This is a genomic window from Rhodoferax sp., from assembly GCF_014859475.1.
GTDB lineage: Bacteria > Pseudomonadota > Gammaproteobacteria > Burkholderiales > Burkholderiaceae_C > Rhodoferax.
Genome location: NZ_JACUUE010000004.1, coordinates 16,949 through 38,637 on the forward strand (window position 1 = coordinate 16,949; position 21,689 = coordinate 38,637).

The window sequence follows — 21,689 nt, forward strand, 5'->3', positions numbered from 1 at the left end:
ACGCCGGCTTGCGAGACAATGCCGAACATGCTGATTCATCCTGAAATAAATCCGGTCGCCTTGCAACTCGGCCCCTTGGCCGTCCATTGGTACGGGCTGACCTATCTGGCCGCCTTTGGCCTGTTTGTCTGGTTGGGGCGCCTGCGCCTGCACCATCCGCCGTTTGCGTCGCTGGTCGGCCCGCAAGCCTGGAAAAAGCAGGATGTCGAAGACATTCTGTTTTTGGGTGTGATGGGCGTGGTTTTGGGCGGCCGCCTGGGCTACTGCCTGTTTTACAAGCCGCTGTATTACGCGGCGCATCCGCTCGAGGTGTTCGCGGTCTGGCAAGGTGGCATGAGTTTTCACGGCGGCATGCTCGGCGTGATCGTGGCGATGCTCTGGTTTGCGCATTCACGCGGTCGGCATTGGTTGCAGGTGGCCGACTTTGTGGCGCCCTGTGTGCCCACGGGGTTGGCCGCCGGGCGAATCGGCAACTTCATCAATGGTGAGTTATGGGGCCGGGTGACCAGCCCGGATCTGCCCTGGGGCATGGTGTTCAGGGGGGCCGGCGACTTGCCGCGCCATCCGTCGCAAATCTACCAATTCCTGCTCGAAGGCTTGTTGCTGTTTGTGCTGCTGTGGCTTTATGCGCGCAAGGCGCACGCCCAGGGCCGGGTGGCGGCCATGTTCCTGGTCGGCTACGGTGTGTTAAGGTTCATTGCCGAGTTTTTCCGCGAGCCCGACGCGCACCTTGGCTTGCTGTCTCTGGGCATGAGCATGGGCCAGTGGCTGTGCCTGCCGATGATTTTGGGTGGTCTGGGCCTGTGGTGGTGGGCAGGCAGGCAGCCAGCCCAAAATTTAAGCAAAAATCGTCACTGATTGCGCTTGCATTGCTGCGCGTGACTTTCATTTAAACACAGAGAATGACCGCAAAAATCAAGTTTGAACAGAGCGATGGCGTGGCGCATGTCACGCTAAGTTACCCTGGCCGTTTCAACGCCATGTCGCGCGCCATGTGGCAGGAGTTGCGAGCTGTCTTTGAGCGCATTCAGCACAGCACGGACGTGCGCTGTGTGCTGATTTCAGGGCAGGGCGCGCATTTCTGTGCCGGTGGCGACATCTCTGAATATGCAGCGTTCAGGTTCAACGAAGCCTCATTGCGCGAGTTTCATGAGGTCGAGGTCTGGGGTGCCCTGCGCACCATGCAGGCTTGCGACGTGCCGATGGTGGCGCAAATTGCCGGCAATTGCATGGGTGCAGGCGTTGAGTTGGCCAGTTGCTGCGACATCCGGCTGGCGGCGGAGTCGGCCCGGTTTGGCGCGCCCATTGCCAGGCTCGGCTTTCCAATGGCCCCGCGCGAGGCGGCGCTGGTGGCGCGCGAAGTCGGCCTGGTGACTGCCCGCCAGATGCTGCTGGAGGCAGCGGTGCTGGGCGCGCCAGAAATGCTGCAGCGCGGGTTTTTGAGCCGGGTGGTGGCAGATATTGATCTGGCAGCACTGGCCCAGACCACGGTGCAGCGCATATGCCAGTTGGCCCCGCAAGCGGCGCGCCTGAACAAGCAAACGCTGCGTGTGCTGAATTCGTCGCCTGTCCTTTTGGATGCCCTGCCGCTTCCCAAACCTTTGATGGCACAGGTAGAGCCGCTGTCAACCCTGCTGGCCACAGCCTACGATTACGCTGACAGTGCCGAGCAGCGCGAGGGGATCCACGCCTTTCTGGAAAAGCGGCCACCCAGGTTTTGATGAATCTCTTTAGTCAACACAGCCTGATTCGCTTGTAACAACGAGGAAATTACCGTGTCTGAAGTCTCTGCCAACCTTTATGCACACCTGCGCCGGGCTTTTCCTGGTGATCTGGAGCGTTGTGCCATTGAAACCGATGCGGGCCAGTGCTACAGCTGGCGCGATCTTGATCGGGGCACCGCCATGTTGGCCAACTTTTTGTGCTCGCTGGAATTGCCAGTCGGCTCGCGCATCGCGGTGCAGGTTGAAAAGTCGGTCGAAGCGCTGATGCTGTACCTGGCCACGCTGCGTGCCGGTTATGTTTTTTTGCCGCTCAACACCGCCTACCAAAGCGCCGAGATTGACTATTTCATCGGCAATGCCGAACCCGCCGTGGTGGTGTGCAGCGATCAAAATTTTGGCTGGGTCAGCACGCTGGCCTTCAAGGCGGGTACGCGCCACGTCTTTACCTTGAACGACGACCGCACAGGCTCCCTGCTGGCGCGCGCGGCCCATGCCTCGGACCAGCATGCCGTTGCCATCAAAAAGCCCAACGATGTGGCGGTGATCATTTACACCAGCGGCACCACGGGTCGCTCCAAGGGCGCCATGCTCACCCATGGCAACATGCTGAGTAACGCCCTGGTGCTCAAAGAATATTGGGGCTGGCGCAGCCCGGAGCAAGGCGGCGACGTGCTGATTCATGCACTGCCGATTTTTCATGTGCACGGGCTTTTCGTGGCCATTCATGGCGCCCTCATTAACGGCAGCAAGATGATCTGGCTGGGTAAATTCGACCCCAAGGTCGTGCTCAAGCACATGCCACAAGCCACAGTGTTCATGGGGGTGCCCACGCTGTACGTGCGTTTGCTGGCCGAGCCGGGGCTGACCAGGGAAGTTGCACAGCGTATGCGGCTGTTTGTTTCGGGTTCGGCGCCGCTGCTGCTCGACACCTTTGCCGCCTGGCAGGAGCGCACCGGCCACACCATTCTGGAGCGCTACGGCATGAGCGAGACCATCATGCTCACCTCCAATCCCTACCGCGGGGAGCGTCGGGGCGGCACCGTGGGGTTCCCGCTGCCAGGCGTCACGCTGCGGGTGGTGGACGGGCAGGGCACTGAACTGGCCAGCGGTGACATTGGCGACATCCAGGTCAAGGGCCCGAATGTGTTTGCCGGCTACTGGCGCATGCCAGAGAAAACAGCCGAAGAATTTACCACTGACGGCTTTTTCAAGACCGGCGATGTGGGCCGCGTCGATGCAGAAGCTTACGTCACCATCGTGGGCCGCAGCAAAGACCTGATCATCAGCGGCGGCTACAACGTTTATCCGGCCGAACTGGAGAGCTTTATCAACGACCTGCCTGGCGTGGCAGAAAGCGCGGTGGTCGGCGTGCCACATGCCGACTTTGGCGAGGTTGGCGTGGCCGTGGTGGTGCCACGGCCTGGAGCGGCGCTGGATTCAGCTCAAATTCTGGCCGTACTCAAAGCAGGCCTGGCCAATTACAAGGTGCCCAAGCAATGCCATGTGGTGGCGCAACTGCCGCGCAACGCCATGGGCAAGGTGCAAAAGAATTTGCTACGCGCGCAATACAGTTGAAATGGTCACGCATGCCACTCCGAATTCAGGGTGACTTGAGTCTTGCCGGCTTATCGCAAAACCAGCACAGGGATGTGCGAGTGCGTCAGGACTTGTTGTGTTTCACTGCCCAGCAACAATCGCTTCACGCCTTTGCGACCATGCGAGGCCATCACGATCAAATCGCATTTATGCTTGCGCGCACTGGCGATGATGGCATCTGAGACAATGTCCGATTTGATGGTCAGGGCGCGCGTCTTGACCCCTTGTTCTTCGGCTAATTTTTTGACTTGATCAACGACCGCCTGCCCCTCTTCGGCCCATTGTTTTTCGATGCGTCCCACCTCTGCTGCCTGCAAGGCCAGTCCGCCCTCGAAATAGCTTTGCGGATAGCGGGGAACCACTTTCAGAGCGACCAGACTCGCGCCTGTCAGGGCGGCAAGCGAAATGGCGCTGCTCACGGCTTTTTTGGACAATGTTGAACCGTCGGTCGCGAGAAGAATTTTGTCGTACATGATGATGTCTCCAGCGTGTTGAAGTTGCCAGCATACACCTTGATTTGACGCTTGGCAGTTGATAAAAGTCAGTGATCGGATAGCTCCGGTCACTTAACTCTGATAAAAAATTTATGTTACCCACGATTTTTGGAGACGCCGAGTCTGTGCTGCGCCAACCCGGCACAAAGCCGCCAGGGTCTGACACCATGGCGCACGGGCAAGAGGCAGCAGCGTCGCTGGCATTGCTCGACGATGAACAGGAGTGGGCTGCCTTTAGCCGTCAGGTGGCGAGTCAGCCCGGCCAATGGGAATCGAATGTGTTGATTGAAGGCATGCACTGTGCGGCCTGTGCGTTGACCATTGAAGATGCTCTCAAGGCTGTGCCTGGGGTGCGCAACGTGGAGGTCAGCGCCGGTAGCCACCGCGCCAAGGTGGTTTGGGAGGCTGCAGCGGTTGCCCCTTCGGCCTGGATGCGGGCCGTGCAGGCGGCCGGTTACAGCGCGGTGCCGGCCAACGATGTGTTTGCCCGCGAGCGCCGACTGGCAGAGTCGCGCAAAGCCTTGTGGCGCATGATGGTGGCCGGCCTGTGCATGATGCAGGTCATGATGTACGCCTACCCCGCCTACGTGGCGCAGCCAGGCGACCTGAGCGCGGAAATGGAGCAGCTGCTGCGCTGGGCATCCTGGGTGTTGACCTTGCCGGTGATCCTTTTTTCATGCGGTCCCTTTTTCAGTAATGCCTGGCGTGATGTGCTGCATCGGCGCGTCAGCATGGACCTGCCGGTGGCTCTGGGCATGCTGATCACCTTTGTGGTCAGTAGCGCAGGCACGTTTGATCCAACTGGTGTATTCGGTCATGAGGTATTTTTTGACTCGCTGACCATGTTTGTGTTCTTTCTGCTGGCTGGGCGCTGGCTGGAATTGCGACTGCGTGACAGGACGGCTGGCGCGCTCGAGGCCTTGATGAACCGATTGCCCGACAGTGTGTTGCGGCTTAAGCCAGACGGGCAATTTGAACGCGTGCCGGTGCGGCGCCTGCAGTCGGGCGATGTGATTCGCGTGTTGCCGGGCGAAGCTTTTCCTGCCGATGGTGTGTTATTGCTTGGCCACACATCGGTGGATGAAGCCTTGCTGACGGGTGAATCCCGGCCTTTGTCGCGCCAGGTGGGCGACGAGGTGATTTCAGGCAGCCACAACCTGTCAGCCACGGTGCAGATGCGTGTGGATCGGGTGGGGGCTCAAACGCGCTTTGCCCAAATGGTCAACTTGATGGAGAGTGCCTCCACCAGCAAGCCCAAGCTGGCCCGCTTGGCTGACACCATTGCCAAGCCGTTTTTGATTGGCGTGTTGATTGCTGCCGGCGTGGCCTGTGCCTACTGGTGGCAGACCGACCCCGAGCGGGCGCTGATGGTCGCGGTGTCGGTGCTGATCGTCACCTGCCCGTGCGCCCTGTCCTTGGCCACGCCGGCGGCCATGCTGTCGGCGGCCGGTACGCTGGCCAGGCGCGGCGTGCTGGTGCGCCGACTCGATGCGTTCGAGTCCCTGGCTGCTGTGGATACCGTACTTTTTGACAAGACCGGTACCCTGACGCGCGATGCCATGGTGCTCAATGACATTCAAGTGCGGCAAGGTCTGACACAGCCTGAGGTGCTGGCTATGGCCCTGGCGCTGGCGCAGCATTCGTTGCACCCGGTTTCCAAAGCCATTGTGGTCGCCGCAAGGTCGGCGGCAATGCCCAACCACTGGCGCGCTGAGCAAGTCACGGAGCTGGCCGGGCAGGGCATTCGTGCCAGCGTCAGCTTGGCGGGTGACGCAGACGCCACCAAGGACCTGCGCCTGGGTTCTGCCAGCTTCTGCGGCGTGGCACAAGCCGATGGCAATGCTTTGCAGGTGCACTTGAGTGATGCGCAAGGCTGGCTTGCCAGTTTTGAACTCCAGGAAGATATCCGCCCGGATGCTCAAGACACGGTAAGCGCTTTGCAGCGCGCCGGCATCAAGGTGTATTTGCTCTCAGGTGATGCCAGTGATGCGGCGCAATGGGTTGCAGAAACGGTCGGCATAGCAAAGGCCCGAGGGCAATGTTCACCGCAGGACAAGCTTGACTTCCTGCGTGAGTCGCAGCTTCAGGGCCACAAAGTGGCCGTTGTTGGCGATGGCCTGAACGACGGACCGGTGCTGGCGGGTGCACATGTGTCTTTTGCGTTTGGCCAAGCGGTACCATTGGCGCAGGCACAGGCAGATTTTCTGGTTTCCGGTAGTCGATTGGCCAATGTGGCAGAGGCGTTGCTGCTATCGCGCCGAACCTTGAAAATTGTGAGGCAAAATCTGGCCTGGGCAGCCATCTACAACGCGATTTGCGTGCCGCTGGCCGTTTTTGGCCTGTTGCCAGCTTGGCTCGCGGGGCTGGGCATGGCCAGCAGTTCCTTGTTGGTGGTGCTCAATGCCTTGCGTTTGTCAAGAGACAGTCAGGTTGAACAGGATACTTAATGGACATACTTTATTTTCTTGTACCCCTCTCGGTCGTGTTGGTTTTTTTCATCATCGGAGGCATCTGGTGGGCAATTTACAGTGGACAATTTGAAGATATGGAGCAAGAGGGGGAGAGAATTCTTAAGGATTGATAAGAAATCTTGAGGGAAGTTGATTTGGATCAAATGGCGCAAGTGGTGATGCGAGCACACTCCGCCGCTAACTGAAAAATGAGGTAACTATGGCATTTGCAAATTCGCAGGCAACAACTTACAACGACAAGGTTGTCAGACAGTTTGCCATCATGACTGTGGTCTGGGGTGTGGTCGGTATGCTGGTTGGCGTGATCATCGCTGCCCAGCTGGCATGGCCAGAGCTCAATTTGGGTATTTCGTGGCTGTCCTTCGGGCGATTGCGTCCGTTGCATACCAATGCAGTCATTTTTGCATTTGGTGGTTGCGGGCTCTTTGCCACCTCTTACTATGTGGTACAGCGAACCTGCCAGGTTCGCCTCTTCAGTGACAAGCTTGCCGCATTTACTTTTTGGGGCTGGCAACTGGTCATTCTTTCGGCCGCCATTTCCTTGCCTTTGGGGTTCACCTCTGGCAAGGAATATGCTGAACTGGAATGGCCGATTGACATCCTGATCACCGTGGTTTGGGTGGCTTATGCCATCAACTTCTTTGGCACGGTTGGAACCCGTAAGATCAAGCACATTTATGTGGCCAACTGGTTCTTTGGTGCGTTCATCCTGGCGGTGGCTTTGCTGCACCTGGTCAATAGCGCGGCGATTCCGGTGGCGCTCATGGGCATGAAGTCGTACTCGGCCTACGCAGGTGTTCAGGATGCCATGGTGCAGTGGTGGTACGGCCATAACGCGGTGGGCTTTTTCCTCACTGCGGGTTTCCTCGGCATGATGTACTACTTCATTCCCAAGCAGGCCGGTCGTCCTGTTTATTCTTACCGCCTGTCCATTGTTCACTTTTGGGCGCTCATCTTTACGTACATGTGGGCCGGACCTCACCACCTGCATTACACCGCCCTGCCTGACTGGACCCAGTCTGTCGGCATGGTGTTTTCCCTGATTTTGCTGGCTCCCAGCTGGGGCGGCATGATCAACGGCATCATGACCCTGTCTGGCGCCTGGCACAAACTGCGCGATGACCCCATCCTGCGGTTCCTGATTGTGTCGCTATCGTTCTACGGCATGTCCACCTTCGAAGGCCCGATGATGGCTATCAAGACGGTGAATGCCTTGTCGCATTACACCGACTGGACCGTGGGCCATGTGCACTCCGGCGCCTTGGGCTGGGTGGGGCTGGTTACCATGGGCTCCATGTATTACCTGATCCCGCGCCTATTCGGTCAAAAGCAGATGTTCAGCGTGAAAGCCATCGAAGTTCACTTCTACATGGCCACCATCGGCATCGTGCTCTACATCGCGGCGCTCTGGATCGCCGGCGTAATGCAGGGCCTGATGTGGCGCTCGATCAACCCTGACGGCACCTTGACCTACACTTTTGTGGAATCTGTCAAGGCCAGCTATCCGTTCTACGTTCTGCGTTTGGCGGGTGGTCTGTTGTACCTCTCGGGCATGATCATCATGCTGTGGAACACCATTAAAACAGCCACGGCGGGTCGCTCTGCGACAGTCAATATTCCGGCTGTTGCTGCTCACGCTTGAGGAATCAAAACTATGTCTAATTCAAATCAAAGCGGCGGCCTGTCGCACTCGACGATCGAAACCAACAACGGATTGATGATCGTTTTGATCCTGATTGTGTTGTTGTTCGGCGGATTGGTAGAAATCGTGCCCTTGTTCTTCCAGAAATCAACCACGGTGGCAGCCCCAGGTCTCAAGCCCTACAACGCGCTCCAACTGGCCGGTCGAGACATTTACACCCGAGAGGGCTGCTACAACTGCCACTCGCAGATGATTCGTCCGTTCCGTGCCGAGACCCTGCGCTATGGCCCTTACTCCAAGGCCAACGAGTTTGTTTATGACCATCCTTTCCAGTGGGGCAGCAAGCGTACCGGCCCTGATCTGCACCGCGTTGGCGGCAAGTACAGCGACCAATGGCAGATCACCCATCTGAACAACCCGCGTGATCTGGTGCCCGAGTCCATCATGCCGGCTTATCCCTGGTTGATGAACACGCCGGTGGATGCCGCCAGCATTCCCCTACACATGGCTGCCCTGCGCAAAGTGGGGGTGCCCTACACCGACGCTGAAATTGCTGCTTCGGTCGAAGAGCTCCAAGGTAAGACCGAGATGGATGCCATGGTGGCCTATCTCCAGGTTCTCGGTACGACATCGGAATAAAAGGGGAGTTGTATGGACTTTGATGTCAACACGCTTCGCTCACTGGTCACTGTGGTCAGCTTCCTGACTTTCATCGGGATTATTGCTTGGGCCTACTCCCGCAAGAATGCCGCTGAGTTCGATAAAGCTGCCAACCTGCCTTTTGAGCAGGACTGACCATTTCACCTGATAGGAATAAAAATGAGCGATTTCACAAGCAATTTTTGGGAAATTTATATTTCCGGCATCACTTTGGTCGGCATCATCGCTTGCTTGGTCTTGCTGATTGTCACAGGGAAAATGAAGGCAACTACGGCTGCTGATAATTCGACTGGACACGTCTGGGATGGCGACTTGCGTGAGATGAACAACCCGTTGCCGCGTTGGTGGACCTATATGTTCGTCCTCACCATCGTTTTTTCCTTGGGCTATCTTGTGCTTTACCCTGGTTTGGGCAGCAACCCCGGAAAGCTTGGCTGGACATCCCACGGCCAACATCAGGCAGAAGTGGAGAAGGGCAACGCTGAAGTGGCGCCGATCTATGCCCGGTTCATGGCCATGCCACCTGAAGAGGTTGCCAAGGACGCGCAGGCCATGGCCATTGGTGAGCGCTTGTACGGTAACAATTGTGCGCAGTGCCACGCCTCTGATGCCCGCGGTAACAAAGGTTTTCCCAATTTGACTGACAACGACTGGTTGTATGGTGGCACCACCGAAAAGATCAAGGAAACCCTGGTTGGCGGTCGCATGGGCAATATGCCCCCCATGGCTGCCGCAGTGGGCAGTGCCGATGATGTCAAAAACGTGGCGCATTACGTGCTCAGCTTGTCGGGAAGTCCGCACGATGCAACGCGCGCCGCGTTGGGTCAAGAAAAATTTGCTGTCTGTGCAGCCTGCCATGGGGCGGACGGCAAGGGTATGCAGGCCATCGGGTCAGCCAACCTGACCGACAACATCTGGCTGCACGGATATGGTGAAAAAGTCATCGTCGAGATGGTCAATAACGGCAAGGTGAACGTCATGCCGGCGCAAGCTATCGAAAATGGTGGCAAATTGACGGATGAACAAATCCATGTGCTGACTGCGTATATCTGGGGACTTTCAAACAAATAAGCTGCTGGCTGATGTTTTGAGGACTTGGTTTCCTTGCACGGGAAATCAAGTCTTTTCTCTTTTGGTAAAAATGATGCCCCACAACCGGAATATTGACATGAACACAGCCTTGGAAAACTCGAATGATCGTTGGTGGCAGCATGGGTTCGTCTGGATGGTGATTGCAGGCCCGGCCATTGTGGTGGTCGCCGGCTTTGTCACACTTTATCTGGCCATGAGCCGCCCAAATGAAATTGTGGATGAAACCACGTACCAGCAGGGCCGGCAGTCTGACATGTCGATCGAGGCGCTGCGCATGCAAAGTGGTGAGGCGCCAGCCATGATGGGTCGCAACCATGCCACGACTGGCATCGTGCCGCCCGACAAGTGACGGCTCGATGCAGCGCGCTTACTTCGGGTTCATGATTTCCTGAAGTGCCGTTGTGTTGACGATGCGAACGTGACGCTGCTTGACTTCAACAATGCCGTCTTCAACAAATCTCGAAAAAGTGCGGCTGATGGTCTCCAGCTTGAGACCCAAAAAGCTGCCAATTTCTTCACGTGTCATGCGCAGAATCAACTCCGATTGTGAAAATCCGCGGGCATGCAATCGTTGCGCCAAATTCAGCAGGAACGCCGCTAAACGCTCTTCGGCACGCATGCTGCCCAGCAGCAACATGACACCATGTTCGCGAACGATTTCTCGACTCAGGATTTTATGCATGTGATGCTGCAACGCATTCACCTCGCGCGACAAGTCTTCAATCTGGGCGAATGGCATGGTGCAAATTTCAGCATCTTCCAGGGCAACGGCATCGCAAGTGTGTTGGTCATTCACAATGCCATCGAGGCCGATGACTTCGCCGGCCATCTGAAAGCCGGTCACTTGATCGCGCCCGTCTTCAGACGTGATGCATGTTTTAAAAAACCCGGTCCTGATGGCGTACAGGTTGTTGAACCTGTCACCATTGTGGTAGAGCGTTTCGCCCCGTTTGATTTTCTTGCGGACACCGATGATGGCATCAATACGTTCAAGGTCACCTTCGCTCAGGCTGATGGGCATGCATAATTCACGCATATTGCAGTTTGCACAAGCGATTTTGATGGTCTGATGGTTCATTGGATTGATTTTGACACTCTTTGACGATGATACCTGACGTATATCAATTTTATGCAAAAGGAACTCAGGGTGTCATTTCTTCCAATTTATTGATCGACATCAAGAAAATCAGGTCGCGTTGACGGCATATTCAAACAAATTTCAAAGGAAAGACAATGATCGAAAGTGTCGCTGAGCCTATTTCCGAGAGTCTGATCCGGCAGTATGACGTGTCTGGTCCGCGCTACACATCCTACCCGACGGCTGATCGATTTGTTGAGGCTTTTACCGCTCAGGATTACATACAGGCGCTGGAACAGCGGCGTTCCGGGGCGGCCGCTTTTGCCTTGCCGCTGTCTTTGTATGTGCATATCCCTTTTTGTGAGTCGCTGTGCTACTACTGTGCCTGCAACAAGATCATCACAAAACACCACGACCGTGCGACGGCCTACATCGACTACCTCAGTCGCGAGGTTGACCTTCACATCAAGCACATTGGAAGCAGCCAAACGGTGTCCCAATTGCATTTTGGTGGCGGCTCACCGACCTTCTTGTCGGATGACGAGTTACGCCAGGTGATGGGCATGTTGCGCCGCAATTTCAACTTGATCCCGAATGGTGAATATTCCATCGAGATCGATCCCCGCACCATCGACCATGGCCGACTGGACGCCCTTGCAGACATGGGCTTCAATCGGCTGAGCTTTGGCGTGCAAGATTTTGAACCGGCAGTGCAGAAAGCCGTTCACCGCGTTCAGCCCGCCGAGCAGGTGTTTGACTTGGTGCGCGCCGCGCGCGAACGTGGCTTTGAGTCGATCAATGTTGATCTGATTTATGGTTTGCCTGAGCAGACACCTGAATCGGTTGATCGCACCATGGTCCAGATTGCTGAACTCAAACCCGACCGCATCGCGCTCTATGCCTACGCGCATTTGCCAGAGCGCTTCAAACCGCAGCGCCGTATATCGTCCACCGAAATTCCTACGGCGGCCTCTAAAGTGACCATGTTGTCGCGCTCCATGGCGGCGCTGATGGCGGCAGGCTATGTTTACATCGGCATGGATCACTTTGCCTTGCCTGATGACTCTCTGGCCGTCGCCAAACGGCAAGGGCGCTTGCACCGTAATTTCCAGGGTTACAGCACGCAGCCGGAGTGCGACATGATTGGTCTTGGCGTATCGTCCATCGGGCGGGTCGGCGCCACCTACAGCCAGAACGCGAAAACGCTGGAAGAGTACTACGACTTTCTTGACCAAGGGCATTTCCCCGTTGTCAAGGGTTTGGCACTGTCAAAGGATGATCTGCTGCGTCGCAGCGTGATCATGGCCTTGATGTGTCAGGGAAGATTGGCCTATGAATCCATCGAGTCGGCTTACCTGATCAAATTCAAGGACTATTTCGCCAAAGAAATGGAAGTATTGAAAAGCCAGGTCGAGGAAGGTCTGGTTGAACTCGATGACAGCGGCATCCAGGTGACCACCAAGGGCTGGTTCTTTGTGCGGGCAGTCGCCATGGTGTTCGACCGTTACTTACAAACTGACCGTACCCGCGCCAAGTTTTCCAAGATCCTCTAAATTCGGGGGATGCAAACCACCCTTGCCACGACGGCGCTGCTCATGGGACTGGTCGGCGGCCCCCATTGCATCGCCATGTGTGGCGCGGCCTGCGCCGGTATTGGCCAGGCCGCAGGAACGCGTGGCACCGCCGCGATGTGGACCTTTCAGTTAGGTCGGGTGCTGGGGTACTCAAGCTTGGGTGCTGTGGCTGCGGCCTCCATGCAAGGCCTGGGCTGGCTAACGGTACAGTCCAGCGCCCTGCGACCTGTCTGGTCGATGTTTCATGTGGCCATGATCGTCTTGGGCTTGTTGCTGATGTGGAAAGCCCAGCAACCCGTCTGGATGGAGCAGGCAGGCAGAAAAATCTGGGTAAGCGTCAAGACTCTGGTTTCCGGGAAGGGCACCAGTGCGCCCTTGCTGATTGGCGCAGTCTGGACCTTCCTGCCCTGTGGCCTGTTGTACTCCGCGCTGCTGGTTGCCGCCTTGGCGGGTGGACCACTGGAAGGCGCCATGGTGATGGCCCTGTTTGCCATGGGTACCAGTGTCTCAATGATGCTCGGGCCGTGGCTGTGGCTGAAGTTGCGCGGTAACCGCAATGGCGATTGGGGCGTTCGGGTAGCTGGCCTTGCCCTGGCAGCGAGCTCGGGGTGGGCGCTCTGGATGGCGTTGGCACATGATGCCGCGCCTTGGTGCGCAACACCTTGACGACGGCTACCCACAGGTTTGGTCGGTCAGGACAAACGGCCCAGTAGCAAGAATTCCATCAGCGCTTTTTGCACGTGCATGCGGTTCTCTGCTTCGTCCCACACCACGCTTTGGGCGCCGTCAATCACGTCCGCATCGACCTCTTCGCCGCGATGGGCTGGCAGGCAGTGCATAAACAGGGCAGTGGGTTTGGCCACCGCCATCATGTCGGCAGTGACCCGCCAGGCTGCAAAGGCTTGTTTGCGCACCTCGTTTTCAGCCTCATAACCCATGCTGGTCCAGACATCGGCGGTGACCAGGTCGGCACCGCGGCAGGCATCCATCGGGTTGCTGAAAGTTTGGTAGTGGTTCGGGCTGATCTTGCCGGTGATCGATGCCATTTTTTCATTGACTTCATAACCGCTTGGGGTGCTCACGTTCACCTTGAAGTCGAGCAGCTCGGCGGCTTGCAGCCAGGTGTTGGCCATGTTGTTGCCATCACCCACCCAGGCCACGGTTTTTCCCTGAATGGAGCCACGGTGCTCAATGTAGGTAAAGATGTCAGCCAGAATCTGGCAGGGATGAAACTCGTTGGTCAGGCCGTTAATGACAGGCACCCGCGAAAACTCGGCAAAACGCTCGATCTTGGCTTGTTCAAACGTACGGATCATCACCAGGTCAACCATGCGGCTGATAACCCGGGCGCTGTCCTCGATCGGCTCGGCACGTCCGAGTTGGCTGTCGCCAGTGGTCAGGTGCACCACACTGCCGCCAAGTTGGTACATGCCCGCCTCAAAGCTCACACGCGTGCGGGTTGAGGCTTTCTCGAAAATCATGGCCAACGTACGATCCACCAAAGGTTGGTGTTTTTGGTAGGCCTTGAACTTCATTTTGATCAGCGTTGCGCGATCGAAAAGATAAGCGTATTGGCTGGCGTTGAGGTCGGTGAATTGCAGGTAGTGTTGGATGGCAGTCATGGGTTCAACCAAGGTAGCGAAGGGTAGGGGGTCAGGCGGCTTGCAGCAGTTGCCGTACCAGTGGGGACAAAATTTGAATGACTTCATCCGCCTCGGCCTCGGTCATGATCAAGGGCGGCACCAGGCGGATCACGGTGTCGGCAGTCACGCTGATCAACAGGCCGTTGTCGGCACATTGCTGCACCAGCGTGCCGCAGGGTTTGGCCAGGTCCACGCCAATCATCAAGCCCTGGCCGCGAATCTCGCGCACCGCACCGCTGGCCAACTCAGCCGCAAGCGCTTGTGCCAGGCCTTGGCTCAGATGAGTTCCGACGCGCGCGGCATTGTCGAGCAGGCCATCTTCCTCCATGATGCGAATGGTTTCCACTCCGGCGCGCATGGCCAGCGGGTTACCGCCAAAGGTGGTCCCGTGGTTGCCGGGCTGAAAGATGTGAGCGGCTTTGGGGCCCGCCACTACCGCGCCCACCGGCACGCCAGAGCCCAGGCCTTTGGCCAGCGGCATCACGTCGGGCACGATGCCCGTCCACTGGTGGGCAAACCATTTGCCGGTGCGGCCCATGCCGCACTGCACCTCATCGATCATCATCAGCCAGTCGCGCTCGTCGCACAGCGCGCGCAGCTCGCGCAGGTAGTCCGTGTGCATGGGGTTGACGCCACCTTCACCCTGAATTGCTTCAAAAAATACCGCCACCACGTTGGGGTTGCCTTCGGTGGCTTTTTTCAGACTGTCAATGTCGTTGATCGGCACGCGAATGAAGCCGTCCACCAGCGGGCCAAACCCAATCTGGATTTTGGGGTTGCCTGTGGCGCTCAGGGTGGCGATGGAACGGCCGTGAAAAGCTTTTTCATAGACCACAATTTCCGGGCGTTCAATGCCCTTGTCGTGACCAAACTTGCGTGCCAGCTTCAAGGCGGCTTCATTGGCCTCGAGACCGGTGGAGCAGAAAAATACATTGGTCATGCCGGAGAGTTCCACCAGCTTTTTTGCCAGTACCTCCTGGTTGGGCGTGTGGTAATAGTTGCAACTGTGGATGATTTTGCTGATCTGGTCTTGCAGCGCCGGCACCAGTTTGGCATGGTTGTGACCCAGCGTATTGACGGCAATGCCACCAAGTGCGTCCAGATAGCACTTTTCGTTGATGTCCCAAACCCGGCAGCCCTGACCGTGGCTGAGCGCGATGGGCAGGCGCCCGTAGGTGTTCATCACGTGCGGGGAGCTGGCTTCGAGCTTTGGGCTGACGACGGTCATGGTGAGGGTCTTTCAAGGGCGACAACAAGCAAAGCGGCCCAACGCAGGTTGGGCCGTTGAGGGCGGATTTTAGACCGAGCATCTGCTGTGCATCTGAGCGCATAGCCGATCTTTCTTTGTCTTGCGCTGAATCAGCAAGGCAGATCAACTTAAGTCTTGTATAAGACATAAGATGAAGCTAGAATGATGCAGCGCCGCAATATCCCTGGCGCAAGCTTAAAACAACCTCTACCCGATGGTTAAACATACTTCAAAAAAAACGTATATCCTGGGCCTCACTCACAGTGGACGGGCTTTTCGTCCCAGCGACTGGGCCGAACGCCTGGCCGGCGTGATGAGTCAATTTCGCCCTGGTGGTGCGCCCATCGGACGTCAATTAGGCTACTCGCCCTGGTGTATTCCAACCAGCGTGAACAACGTGCGATGCGTGGTGGTTCACGACGATCTGCGCGACCATCATGTCATGGCCTGGGACTTTGTAATGGGTTTTGCCAAAGACAACGAGTTGCAAGTGCATCATGGCTCGCCACCCCACAATTCGCACCAACCCCATCACAGTCATCCCCACCACCAAAAAGTCTGAAAATCATGGCCGACTGTTGACGTCCACGCAAGATGACCAAAAGCAAAAAAGCCGTCACGAAGACGGCTTTTTTGCTTTTGCTGACAGCGCACCCGTTACAAACGGCGTTGTCCTGATCCCTCAGGACAGCGTGCGATTTGCCTGGTTTTCAGGCGGCCACTGCCATGGCTTTCACCTTGGCAGACAGACGGCTCTTGTCACGAGCTGCCTTGTTTTTGTGGAAAATGCCTTTGTCAGCCACGGTGTCAACCACGGCTTGCATCTTGGCAAACAGTTCAGTGGCTTTGGCTTTGTCGCCACCCAGAACTGCTTTTTCTACATTTTTCACCACAGTGCGGTATTTGGAGCGCAGCGAGGTGTTGGCTGCGTTGATTTTGACGTCCTGACGGACGCGTTTACGGCCCGACGCCAGGCGCGGGTTCTTTTTCTTGGGTTTTCCAGATGCCATAATTAATGTTCCTTGAGTTTGTGGATGTTGTCAGCAAACCGCAGATTGTAACAGTCTGACAAATCCTTTCCTCGCGATTAGCGGTGACGTCCTTTCATGACCCGCTCCACTTCGCGTTTGCCTTCGCGGTCCTTGATGGTGTCGCGCTTGTCGTGCTCTGCCTTGCCCTTGGCCAGGGCAATTTCACACTTCACCTTGCCATTTTTCCAGTGCAGGTTGATCGGTACCAGGGTGTACCCCTTTTGCTCCACCTTGCCAATCAGTCGTTTGATTTCATCCTTGTGCATCAGCAGTTTCCGGGTGCGCTGTTTGTCCGGACTGATGTGCGTCGATGCTGTGCCGAGCGGGTTGATTTGCAAGCCAATGATGAACAGTTCGCCGCTTCGAACCACCACGTAGCCGTCGGTAAGTTGCACCTTGCCTTCGCGCAAAGATTTGACCTCCCAGCCCTCCAGCACGATGCCGGCCTCGAACCGCTCCTCAAAAAAGTAGTTGAAAGCAGCTTTTTTGTTGTCTGCGATGCGTGAAGATGTGTCGGGTTTTTTGGCCATGTGCTAACTTTGGGGTTTGAAGAAGGCAAGTCAGGCTTGACTAAAATCCTGCTCATAATCGCATTCTATGAAAACCGTCAAAAAATCCGTGTTAATTTGGTACAGCCCGGCTGAAATGTACCGGCTTGTCACCGATGTGGACCAGTATCCGCAGTTTTTGCCTTGGTGTGACAAAGCACGGGTGGTGGCCCATGAAGAAAACGGCATGTTGGCAGAAATTGGCATCGCCTTCTCTGGCATTCACCAGACTTTCACCACGCGTAACGCACACGTTGAAAATCGCCAAGTCATCATCAACCTGGTCAACGGGCCATTTTCCAAACTGGAAGGCGAGTGGAATTTCTTGCCGCTGGGCGATGCCACACAGCGCGCCTGCAAAGTCGAGTTGGTTCTTACCTACAGTTTTGAGAGCGCCATTGGCAAACTGGTGAGTCCGGTATTTGACAAAATCGCGGGCAGCATGGTGGATGCCTTTGTCAAGCGCGCCAAACATGCTTATGGTGAATGAAACACGGCTGAATGTCAGCGTCGTCTATTCACCCAGGGCGCGCGAAGTCCATGAAGTCACATTGCTGCTGAATGCCCCTTGCACAGTGTTGCAGGCATTGCAGCAAAGCGGGCTCCTGTTGCGTCATCCTGAAATCGACAACCATGATGCATTGATCGGCATCTGGGGCCACAAGGCCAAGCTCAATCAGTGCTTGCGTGACCATGACCGGTTAGAAATCTACCGCCCCCTGCGGGTGGACCCAAAAGTTGCGCGCCGCGAACGCTTTGTCAGCCAGGGGAGCCGCGCGGCCGGCTTGTTCGTCAAAAAACGTGTGGGTGCCAAGGCTGGTTACTGAGTGAGGCCGCGCAATTGCTGTTATCGCGGGTGTTTCGCGTGGCAGATACAATTCACCATTTGGAGCTTTGAATATGCGCCTGATCGGTAAAGCGCTCACCTTTGACGATGTGTTATTGGTGCCAGCCTACTCCCAAGTCCTACCCAAGGACACCTCCCTTGCCACCCGTTTAACCCGCAACATTGCGCTGAATCTGCCGCTGGTTTCGGCGGCCATGGACACGGTCACTGAATCCCGCATGGCGATTGCCATTGCCCAGGAAGGTGGCATTGGCATTGTCCACAAAAACATGACGGCGCAGCAGCAGGCGGCCAAAGTCGCCAAGGTCAAACGTTATGAATCGGGTGTGCTACGCGACCCGGTGGTCATTACGCCGCAGCACACGGTGCGCCAGGTCATGGCCTTGTCCGAGCAGTTGGGGGTTTCAGGCTTTCCAGTGATCGATGGCGGCAAAGTGGTTGGCTTGGTGACAGGGCGCGATATGCGCTTCGAGACGCGCCTGGACCTGCCGGTGAGCCACATCATGACGCAGCGTGACAAACTCGTCACCGTCCCCGATGGCACCACCATCACGCAGGCCAAGGTGCTGTTGAACCAGTACAAGATCGAGCGCCTGTTGGTGGTTAACGATGCTTTCGAGCTCAAAGGCTTGATCACCGTCAAAGACATCACCAAGCAGACCAGCTTTCCCAATGCAGCGCGCGACGCCCAGGGCAAGTTGCGCGTGGGTGCGGCGGTGGGCGTGGGCGAGGGCACCGAAGAGCGTGTGGAGTTGCTGGCCCGTGCCGGCGTGGATGCCATCGTGGTCGATACCGCGCATGGCCACAGCAAGGGCGTGCTGGACCGGGTGCGCTGGGTCAAGCAGAATTTTCCCCATGTTGAAGTGATTGGCGGCAACATTGCCACCGGTGCTGCGGCGTTGGCCTTGGTTGAAGCCGGTGCGGATGCCGTCAAGGTCGGCATTGGTCCGGGCTCCATTTGTACCACGCGCATCGTGGCGGGCGTGGGTGTGCCGCAAATCATGGCCATCGACAGCGTGGCCACTGCGATCAAGGGAACCGGCGTGCCGCTGATCGCCGACGGTGGTATCCGCTTCAGTGGTGACATTTCCAAAGCCATTGCGGCGGGTGCCAGCACGGTGATGATGGGCGGCATGTTTGCCGGTACCGAAGAAGCCCCCGGCGAAGTAATTTTGTTTCAGGGCCGCAGCTACAAAAGCTACCGCGGCATGGGCAGTATTGGTGCCATGCAGCAGGGCAGTGCGGACCGCTACTTCCAGGAATCGAGCACCGGCAACCCCAACGCCGACAAGCTGGTGCCCGAAGGCATCGAGGGCCGTGTGCCTTACAAAGGCTCGATGATCGCCCTGATTTACCAGATGGCTGGTGGCTTGCGCGCCAGCATGGGCTACTGTGGCTGCGCCACCATCGCCGAGATGCAAGACAAGGCCGAGTTCGTCGAGATTACCGCCGCCGGCATCCGTGAAAGCCATGTGCATGACGTGCAAATCACCAAAGAAGCACCCAACTACCGCGCCGAGTAATCGACTGGCCTGCCTGACCATGCATCAAAAAATTCTCATCCTTGACTTTGGCTCCCAAGTCACGCAACTCATCGCCCGACGCATCCGCGAAGCCCATGTGTTTTGCGAAGTGCATCCGTGCGACGTGAGCGCCGACTGGGTGCGCGCCTATGCCCGCGATGGCAAGCTCAAAGGCATCATCCTCTCGGGCAGCCACGCCAGCGTTTATGAAAACAGCACCGACAAGGCACCACAAGCGGTGTTTGAACTCGGCGTGCCGGTGCTGGGTATTTGTTACGGTATGCAGACCATGGCGCAACAATTGGGTGGCTTGGTCACCAGCGGGCACCAGCGCGAATTTGGCCCGGCCAGGGTGCGCGCGCATGGCCACACCGCTTTGCTCGAAGGCATTCAGGACTTCACCACATCCGAAGGCCATGGCATGCTCGAAGTCTGGATGAGCCACGGCGACAAGGTCACCGAGTTGCCGCATGGCTTCAAGCTGATGGCCAGCACAGACAGTTGCCCGATTGCCGGCATGGCTGACGAAGAGCGCCGCTTTTACGCCTTGCAGTTTCACCCCGAAGTCACGCACACCAAGCGCGGTGCGGCCATTTTGGAGCGTTTTGTGCTCGACATCTGCGGTACCCGGGCCGACTGGATCATGGGCGACTACATCAACGAGGCGGTGGCTGCCATTCGCGCCCAGGTAGGTGATGAAGAGGTCATTCTGGGCTTGTCAGGCGGTGTCGATTCATCGGTGGCGGCGGCCCTCATTCACCGCGCCATCGGCGACCAGCTCACCTGTGTCTTTGTCGATCATGGTTTGCTGCGCCTGAACGAGGGCGACATGGTGATGGACATGTTCGTCGGCAAGCTGCACGCCAAGGTGATTCGCGTCGATGCCGCAGACCAGTTTTTGGGACACCTGGCCGGCGTGAGCGACCCCGAGGCCAAGCGCAAGATCATCGGCCGGGAGTTTGTCGAAGTGTTCAAGGCGCAAGCGCTTGCCCTGACCGCATCAGACAAAACAAAAAATGGCGCCAAGTGGCTGGCGCAAGGCACCATTTACCCCGACGTGATCGAGTCGGGTGGTGCCAAGAACAAAAAAGCCGTGGTCATCAAAAGCCACCACAACGTGGGTGGTCTGCCAGAACAGTTGGGGCTGAAGCTGCTTGAGCCCTTGCGTGAATTATTCAAGGACGAGGTACGTGAACTCGGTGTGGCACTGGGCTTGCCGTTTCACATGGTCTATCGGCACCCGTTTCCCGGCCCCGGCCTGGGTGTGCGAATTTTGGGTGAAGTCAAAAAAGAATACGCCGATCTGCTGCGCCGGGCCGACGCTATCTTTATTGAAGAACTCAACAATTTCATCGACGAAGCCACTGGCAAAAGCTGGTACGACCTCACCAGCCAGGCTTTTACGGTGTTTTTGCCGGTCAAGAGCGTTGGCGTGATGGGCGACGGCCGCACCTATGACTACGTGGTGGCCCTGCGCGCCGTGCAAACCAGCGACTTCATGACCGCCGACTGGGCCGAATTGCCGTATGCACTGCTTAAAAAAGTGTCGAGCCGCATCATCAACGAGGTGCGTGGCATTAACCGCGTCACCTATGACGTGAGCAGCAAACCGCCAGCTACGATCGAGTGGGAGTAGAAACGCTGTCCGCAGGGCCGGTGAATTTGGGACTGGCTTGCAATCTCAAGGCCGAAGCAAGCTCGCCACACGCAAAGCCGCGTACCCAATCAACAAACCTGCGCAATCCGCAACCCAGTCCAGCCAATCGCCATGCCGCCAGCCGCTGAGGTGTTGCATCACTTCGATGGCGATGCCGAAAACCACCAGCCCCAGCAGCACGCGGCGCGCCTGTAGCACATAGCCCGTCAGCCCGAAGTAGGCCAGGGCTGCAAAGCCAAGCGCGTGCTGGGCCTTGTCCCAAAAGTGGAAGGCCGATGGAATGCGCTCGGCTGGCATGAGCGAAAGCCACAGCGTGGCAAACACCAGCATCCAGAACGCCGCCCTCCAGGGCCAGTTGTCAGTCATCATCACCGTCAGGAAGCACCGCATTGGCCACAGCGCCAACGGCCTTTGCGGCAACTGTGACGCCCGTGGCAACTACCGTGACAGCGGCATCGGCCACTGCCACCACGGCACAGGCCTGAAGCGAAATGACGATGCAGGCCGTGGTGACCAATTTGAAACTGAAGCTGAAGCTGAACATGGGTCGTCGCAAGCGTTGCGTTACTGCGTTTTATGAATTCAAGCCCTTAATGACGCTGCCCGCGGCCAGCAAGTCATCGATGTGTCACTCTCATTAAGTTGATCTCGTTAAATCAGCAATGATAACGAACGGGGTTTGATGGTGTGCGCCAATTCAACCAACCGCCGAACCAATGCCCAACCCGTCCCGATAGACCAACCTGGGCATGAAAAAAGCCCCTGCAATTTCTTGCAAGGGCTTGCTTCGCTTATATTATTTGGCTCCTCAACCTGGGCTCGAACCAGGGACCTACGGATTAACAGTCCGGCGCTCTACC

The 21,689-nt window shown here is 57.1% G+C and carries 25 protein-coding genes; 17 read left to right on the forward strand and 8 right to left on the reverse strand.

Annotation, left to right across the window (positions count from 1 at the left end):
* Positions 1–27: 27 nt before the first annotated feature.
* The 3 genes from lgt to IBX54_RS00735 are packed head-to-tail and all read left to right on the forward strand — an operon-like array spanning position 28 to position 3,299.
* The gene (lgt, locus tag IBX54_RS00725) at positions 28–858 is read left to right on the forward strand and encodes a prolipoprotein diacylglyceryl transferase (RefSeq protein ID WP_296540747.1); all 831 of its coding nucleotides are present in this window, start codon (positions 28–30) and stop codon (positions 856–858) included.
* Between the two features lie 44 nt (positions 859–902).
* On the forward strand, positions 903–1,721 hold the full coding sequence (locus tag IBX54_RS00730; RefSeq protein ID WP_296540748.1) for an enoyl-CoA hydratase/isomerase family protein: 819 nt from the start codon (positions 903–905) through the stop codon (positions 1,719–1,721).
* Between the two features lie 54 nt (positions 1,722–1,775).
* Entirely contained in the window at positions 1,776–3,299 is a 1,524-nt protein-coding gene (locus IBX54_RS00735; protein WP_296540749.1) for a malonyl-CoA synthase, read from the forward strand.
* A gap of 50 nt (positions 3,300–3,349) precedes the next feature.
* Here IBX54_RS00735 and IBX54_RS00740 read toward each other — a convergent pair whose 3' ends face one another.
* Positions 3,350–3,793: a universal stress protein gene (locus tag IBX54_RS00740; RefSeq protein ID WP_296540750.1), complete on the reverse strand. Its 444-nt coding sequence runs from the start codon at positions 3,791–3,793 to the stop codon at positions 3,350–3,352.
* Positions 3,794–3,981: 188 nt separating this feature from the next.
* Between IBX54_RS00740 and IBX54_RS00745 the strand changes: the two genes are divergently transcribed.
* The 7 genes from IBX54_RS00745 (at position 3,982) to IBX54_RS00775 (ending at position 10,028) form a co-directional block, all read left to right on the forward strand.
* Entirely contained in the window at positions 3,982–6,261 is a 2,280-nt protein-coding gene (locus tag IBX54_RS00745; protein WP_296540770.1) for a cation-translocating P-type ATPase, read from the forward strand.
* Positions 6,261–6,395, forward strand: coding sequence for a cbb3-type cytochrome oxidase assembly protein CcoS (gene ccoS, locus IBX54_RS00750; RefSeq protein ID WP_296540751.1), 135 nt, complete (start codon positions 6,261–6,263; stop codon positions 6,393–6,395). The genes IBX54_RS00745 and ccoS overlap by 1 nt, the downstream gene beginning before the upstream one ends.
* 89 nt (positions 6,396–6,484) lie before the next feature.
* Positions 6,485–7,927 carry a cytochrome-c oxidase, cbb3-type subunit I gene (ccoN, locus tag IBX54_RS00755; protein ID WP_296540752.1) on the forward strand — a complete coding sequence of 481 codons (1,443 nt, stop codon included), beginning with the start codon at positions 6,485–6,487 and terminating at the stop codon, positions 7,925–7,927.
* Between the two features lie 12 nt (positions 7,928–7,939).
* Entirely contained in the window at positions 7,940–8,566 is a 627-nt protein-coding gene (gene ccoO, locus IBX54_RS00760) for a cytochrome-c oxidase, cbb3-type subunit II (protein WP_296540753.1), read from the forward strand.
* A 12-nt stretch (positions 8,567–8,578) separates the two neighbouring features.
* Positions 8,579–8,722, forward strand: coding sequence for a cbb3-type cytochrome c oxidase subunit 3 (locus IBX54_RS00765; RefSeq protein WP_296540754.1), 144 nt, complete (start codon positions 8,579–8,581; stop codon positions 8,720–8,722).
* 24 nt (positions 8,723–8,746) lie between these two features.
* Positions 8,747–9,658, forward strand: coding sequence for a cytochrome-c oxidase, cbb3-type subunit III (gene ccoP, locus IBX54_RS00770; protein ID WP_296540755.1), 912 nt, complete (start codon positions 8,747–8,749; stop codon positions 9,656–9,658).
* A 97-nt stretch (positions 9,659–9,755) separates the two neighbouring features.
* Positions 9,756–10,028: a FixH family protein gene (locus IBX54_RS00775; protein WP_296540756.1), complete on the forward strand. Its 273-nt coding sequence runs from the start codon at positions 9,756–9,758 to the stop codon at positions 10,026–10,028.
* Between the two features lie 18 nt (positions 10,029–10,046).
* On the opposite strand, the gene fnr is transcribed toward IBX54_RS00775, so the two are convergent.
* Entirely contained in the window at positions 10,047–10,757 is a 711-nt protein-coding gene (fnr, locus tag IBX54_RS00780; RefSeq protein ID WP_296540757.1) for a fumarate/nitrate reduction transcriptional regulator Fnr, read from the reverse strand.
* Positions 10,758–10,912: 155 nt separating this feature from the next.
* On the opposite strand from fnr, the gene hemN reads away from it, so the two are divergent.
* Entirely contained in the window at positions 10,913–12,310 is a 1,398-nt protein-coding gene (gene hemN, locus IBX54_RS00785; RefSeq protein WP_296540758.1) for an oxygen-independent coproporphyrinogen III oxidase, read from the forward strand.
* Between the two features lie 9 nt (positions 12,311–12,319).
* Positions 12,320–12,997 (forward strand): sulfite exporter TauE/SafE family protein, encoded by a 678-nt coding sequence (locus IBX54_RS00790; protein ID WP_296540759.1) that lies wholly within the window; start codon positions 12,320–12,322, stop codon positions 12,995–12,997.
* Positions 12,998–13,023: 26 nt separating this feature from the next.
* Here the strand turns inward: IBX54_RS00790 and argF are convergent, their stop codons facing one another.
* Together argF and IBX54_RS00800 are read right to left on the reverse strand one after the other, a co-directional pair.
* Positions 13,024–13,953 (reverse strand): ornithine carbamoyltransferase, encoded by a 930-nt coding sequence (gene argF, locus IBX54_RS00795; protein WP_296540760.1) that lies wholly within the window; start codon positions 13,951–13,953, stop codon positions 13,024–13,026.
* 31 nt (positions 13,954–13,984) lie between these two features.
* The gene (locus IBX54_RS00800) at positions 13,985–15,202 is read right to left on the reverse strand and encodes an aspartate aminotransferase family protein (protein ID WP_296540761.1); all 1,218 of its coding nucleotides are present in this window, start codon (positions 15,200–15,202) and stop codon (positions 13,985–13,987) included.
* A 235-nt stretch (positions 15,203–15,437) separates the two neighbouring features.
* On the opposite strand from IBX54_RS00800, the gene IBX54_RS00805 reads away from it, so the two are divergent.
* Positions 15,438–15,785, forward strand: a complete 348-nt coding sequence (locus IBX54_RS00805; RefSeq protein ID WP_296540762.1) for a DUF3579 domain-containing protein — start codon at positions 15,438–15,440, stop codon at positions 15,783–15,785.
* Between the two features lie 148 nt (positions 15,786–15,933).
* Here IBX54_RS00805 and rpsT read toward each other — a convergent pair whose 3' ends face one another.
* Together rpsT and smpB are read right to left on the reverse strand one after the other, a co-directional pair.
* On the reverse strand, positions 15,934–16,233 hold the full coding sequence (gene rpsT / locus IBX54_RS00810; protein ID WP_296540763.1) for a 30S ribosomal protein S20: 300 nt from the start codon (positions 16,231–16,233) through the stop codon (positions 15,934–15,936).
* A 77-nt stretch (positions 16,234–16,310) separates the two neighbouring features.
* The gene (gene smpB / locus IBX54_RS00815) at positions 16,311–16,784 is read right to left on the reverse strand and encodes an SsrA-binding protein SmpB (protein WP_296540764.1); all 474 of its coding nucleotides are present in this window, start codon (positions 16,782–16,784) and stop codon (positions 16,311–16,313) included.
* Between the two features lie 67 nt (positions 16,785–16,851).
* On the opposite strand from smpB, the gene IBX54_RS00820 reads away from it, so the two are divergent.
* The 4 genes from IBX54_RS00820 to guaA all read left to right on the forward strand — a co-directional run bounded on the left by IBX54_RS00820 (position 16,852) and on the right by guaA (position 20,808).
* A complete protein-coding gene (locus tag IBX54_RS00820) occupies positions 16,852–17,292 on the forward strand; it encodes a type II toxin-antitoxin system RatA family toxin (RefSeq protein ID WP_296540765.1) in 441 nt (146 codons plus the stop codon).
* Positions 17,276–17,629 (forward strand): RnfH family protein, encoded by a 354-nt coding sequence (locus tag IBX54_RS00825; RefSeq protein WP_367141794.1) that lies wholly within the window; start codon positions 17,276–17,278, stop codon positions 17,627–17,629. The genes IBX54_RS00820 and IBX54_RS00825 overlap by 17 nt, the downstream gene beginning before the upstream one ends.
* Before the next feature lie 73 nt (positions 17,630–17,702).
* Positions 17,703–19,172 (forward strand): IMP dehydrogenase, encoded by a 1,470-nt coding sequence (guaB, locus tag IBX54_RS00830; protein WP_296540766.1) that lies wholly within the window; start codon positions 17,703–17,705, stop codon positions 19,170–19,172.
* A gap of 19 nt (positions 19,173–19,191) precedes the next feature.
* Positions 19,192–20,808 carry a glutamine-hydrolyzing GMP synthase gene (gene guaA, locus IBX54_RS00835; protein ID WP_296540767.1) on the forward strand — a complete coding sequence of 539 codons (1,617 nt, stop codon included), beginning with the start codon at positions 19,192–19,194 and terminating at the stop codon, positions 20,806–20,808.
* Between the two features lie 45 nt (positions 20,809–20,853).
* Here guaA and IBX54_RS00840 read toward each other — a convergent pair whose 3' ends face one another.
* Positions 20,854–21,198: a VanZ family protein gene (locus IBX54_RS00840; protein ID WP_296540768.1), complete on the reverse strand. Its 345-nt coding sequence runs from the start codon at positions 21,196–21,198 to the stop codon at positions 20,854–20,856.
* Positions 21,188–21,373 carry a hypothetical protein gene (locus IBX54_RS00845; RefSeq protein ID WP_296540769.1) on the reverse strand — a complete coding sequence of 62 codons (186 nt, stop codon included), beginning with the start codon at positions 21,371–21,373 and terminating at the stop codon, positions 21,188–21,190. Before IBX54_RS00845 ends, IBX54_RS00840 begins: the two co-directional genes overlap by 11 nt.
* Positions 21,374–21,689 lie beyond the last annotated feature (316 nt).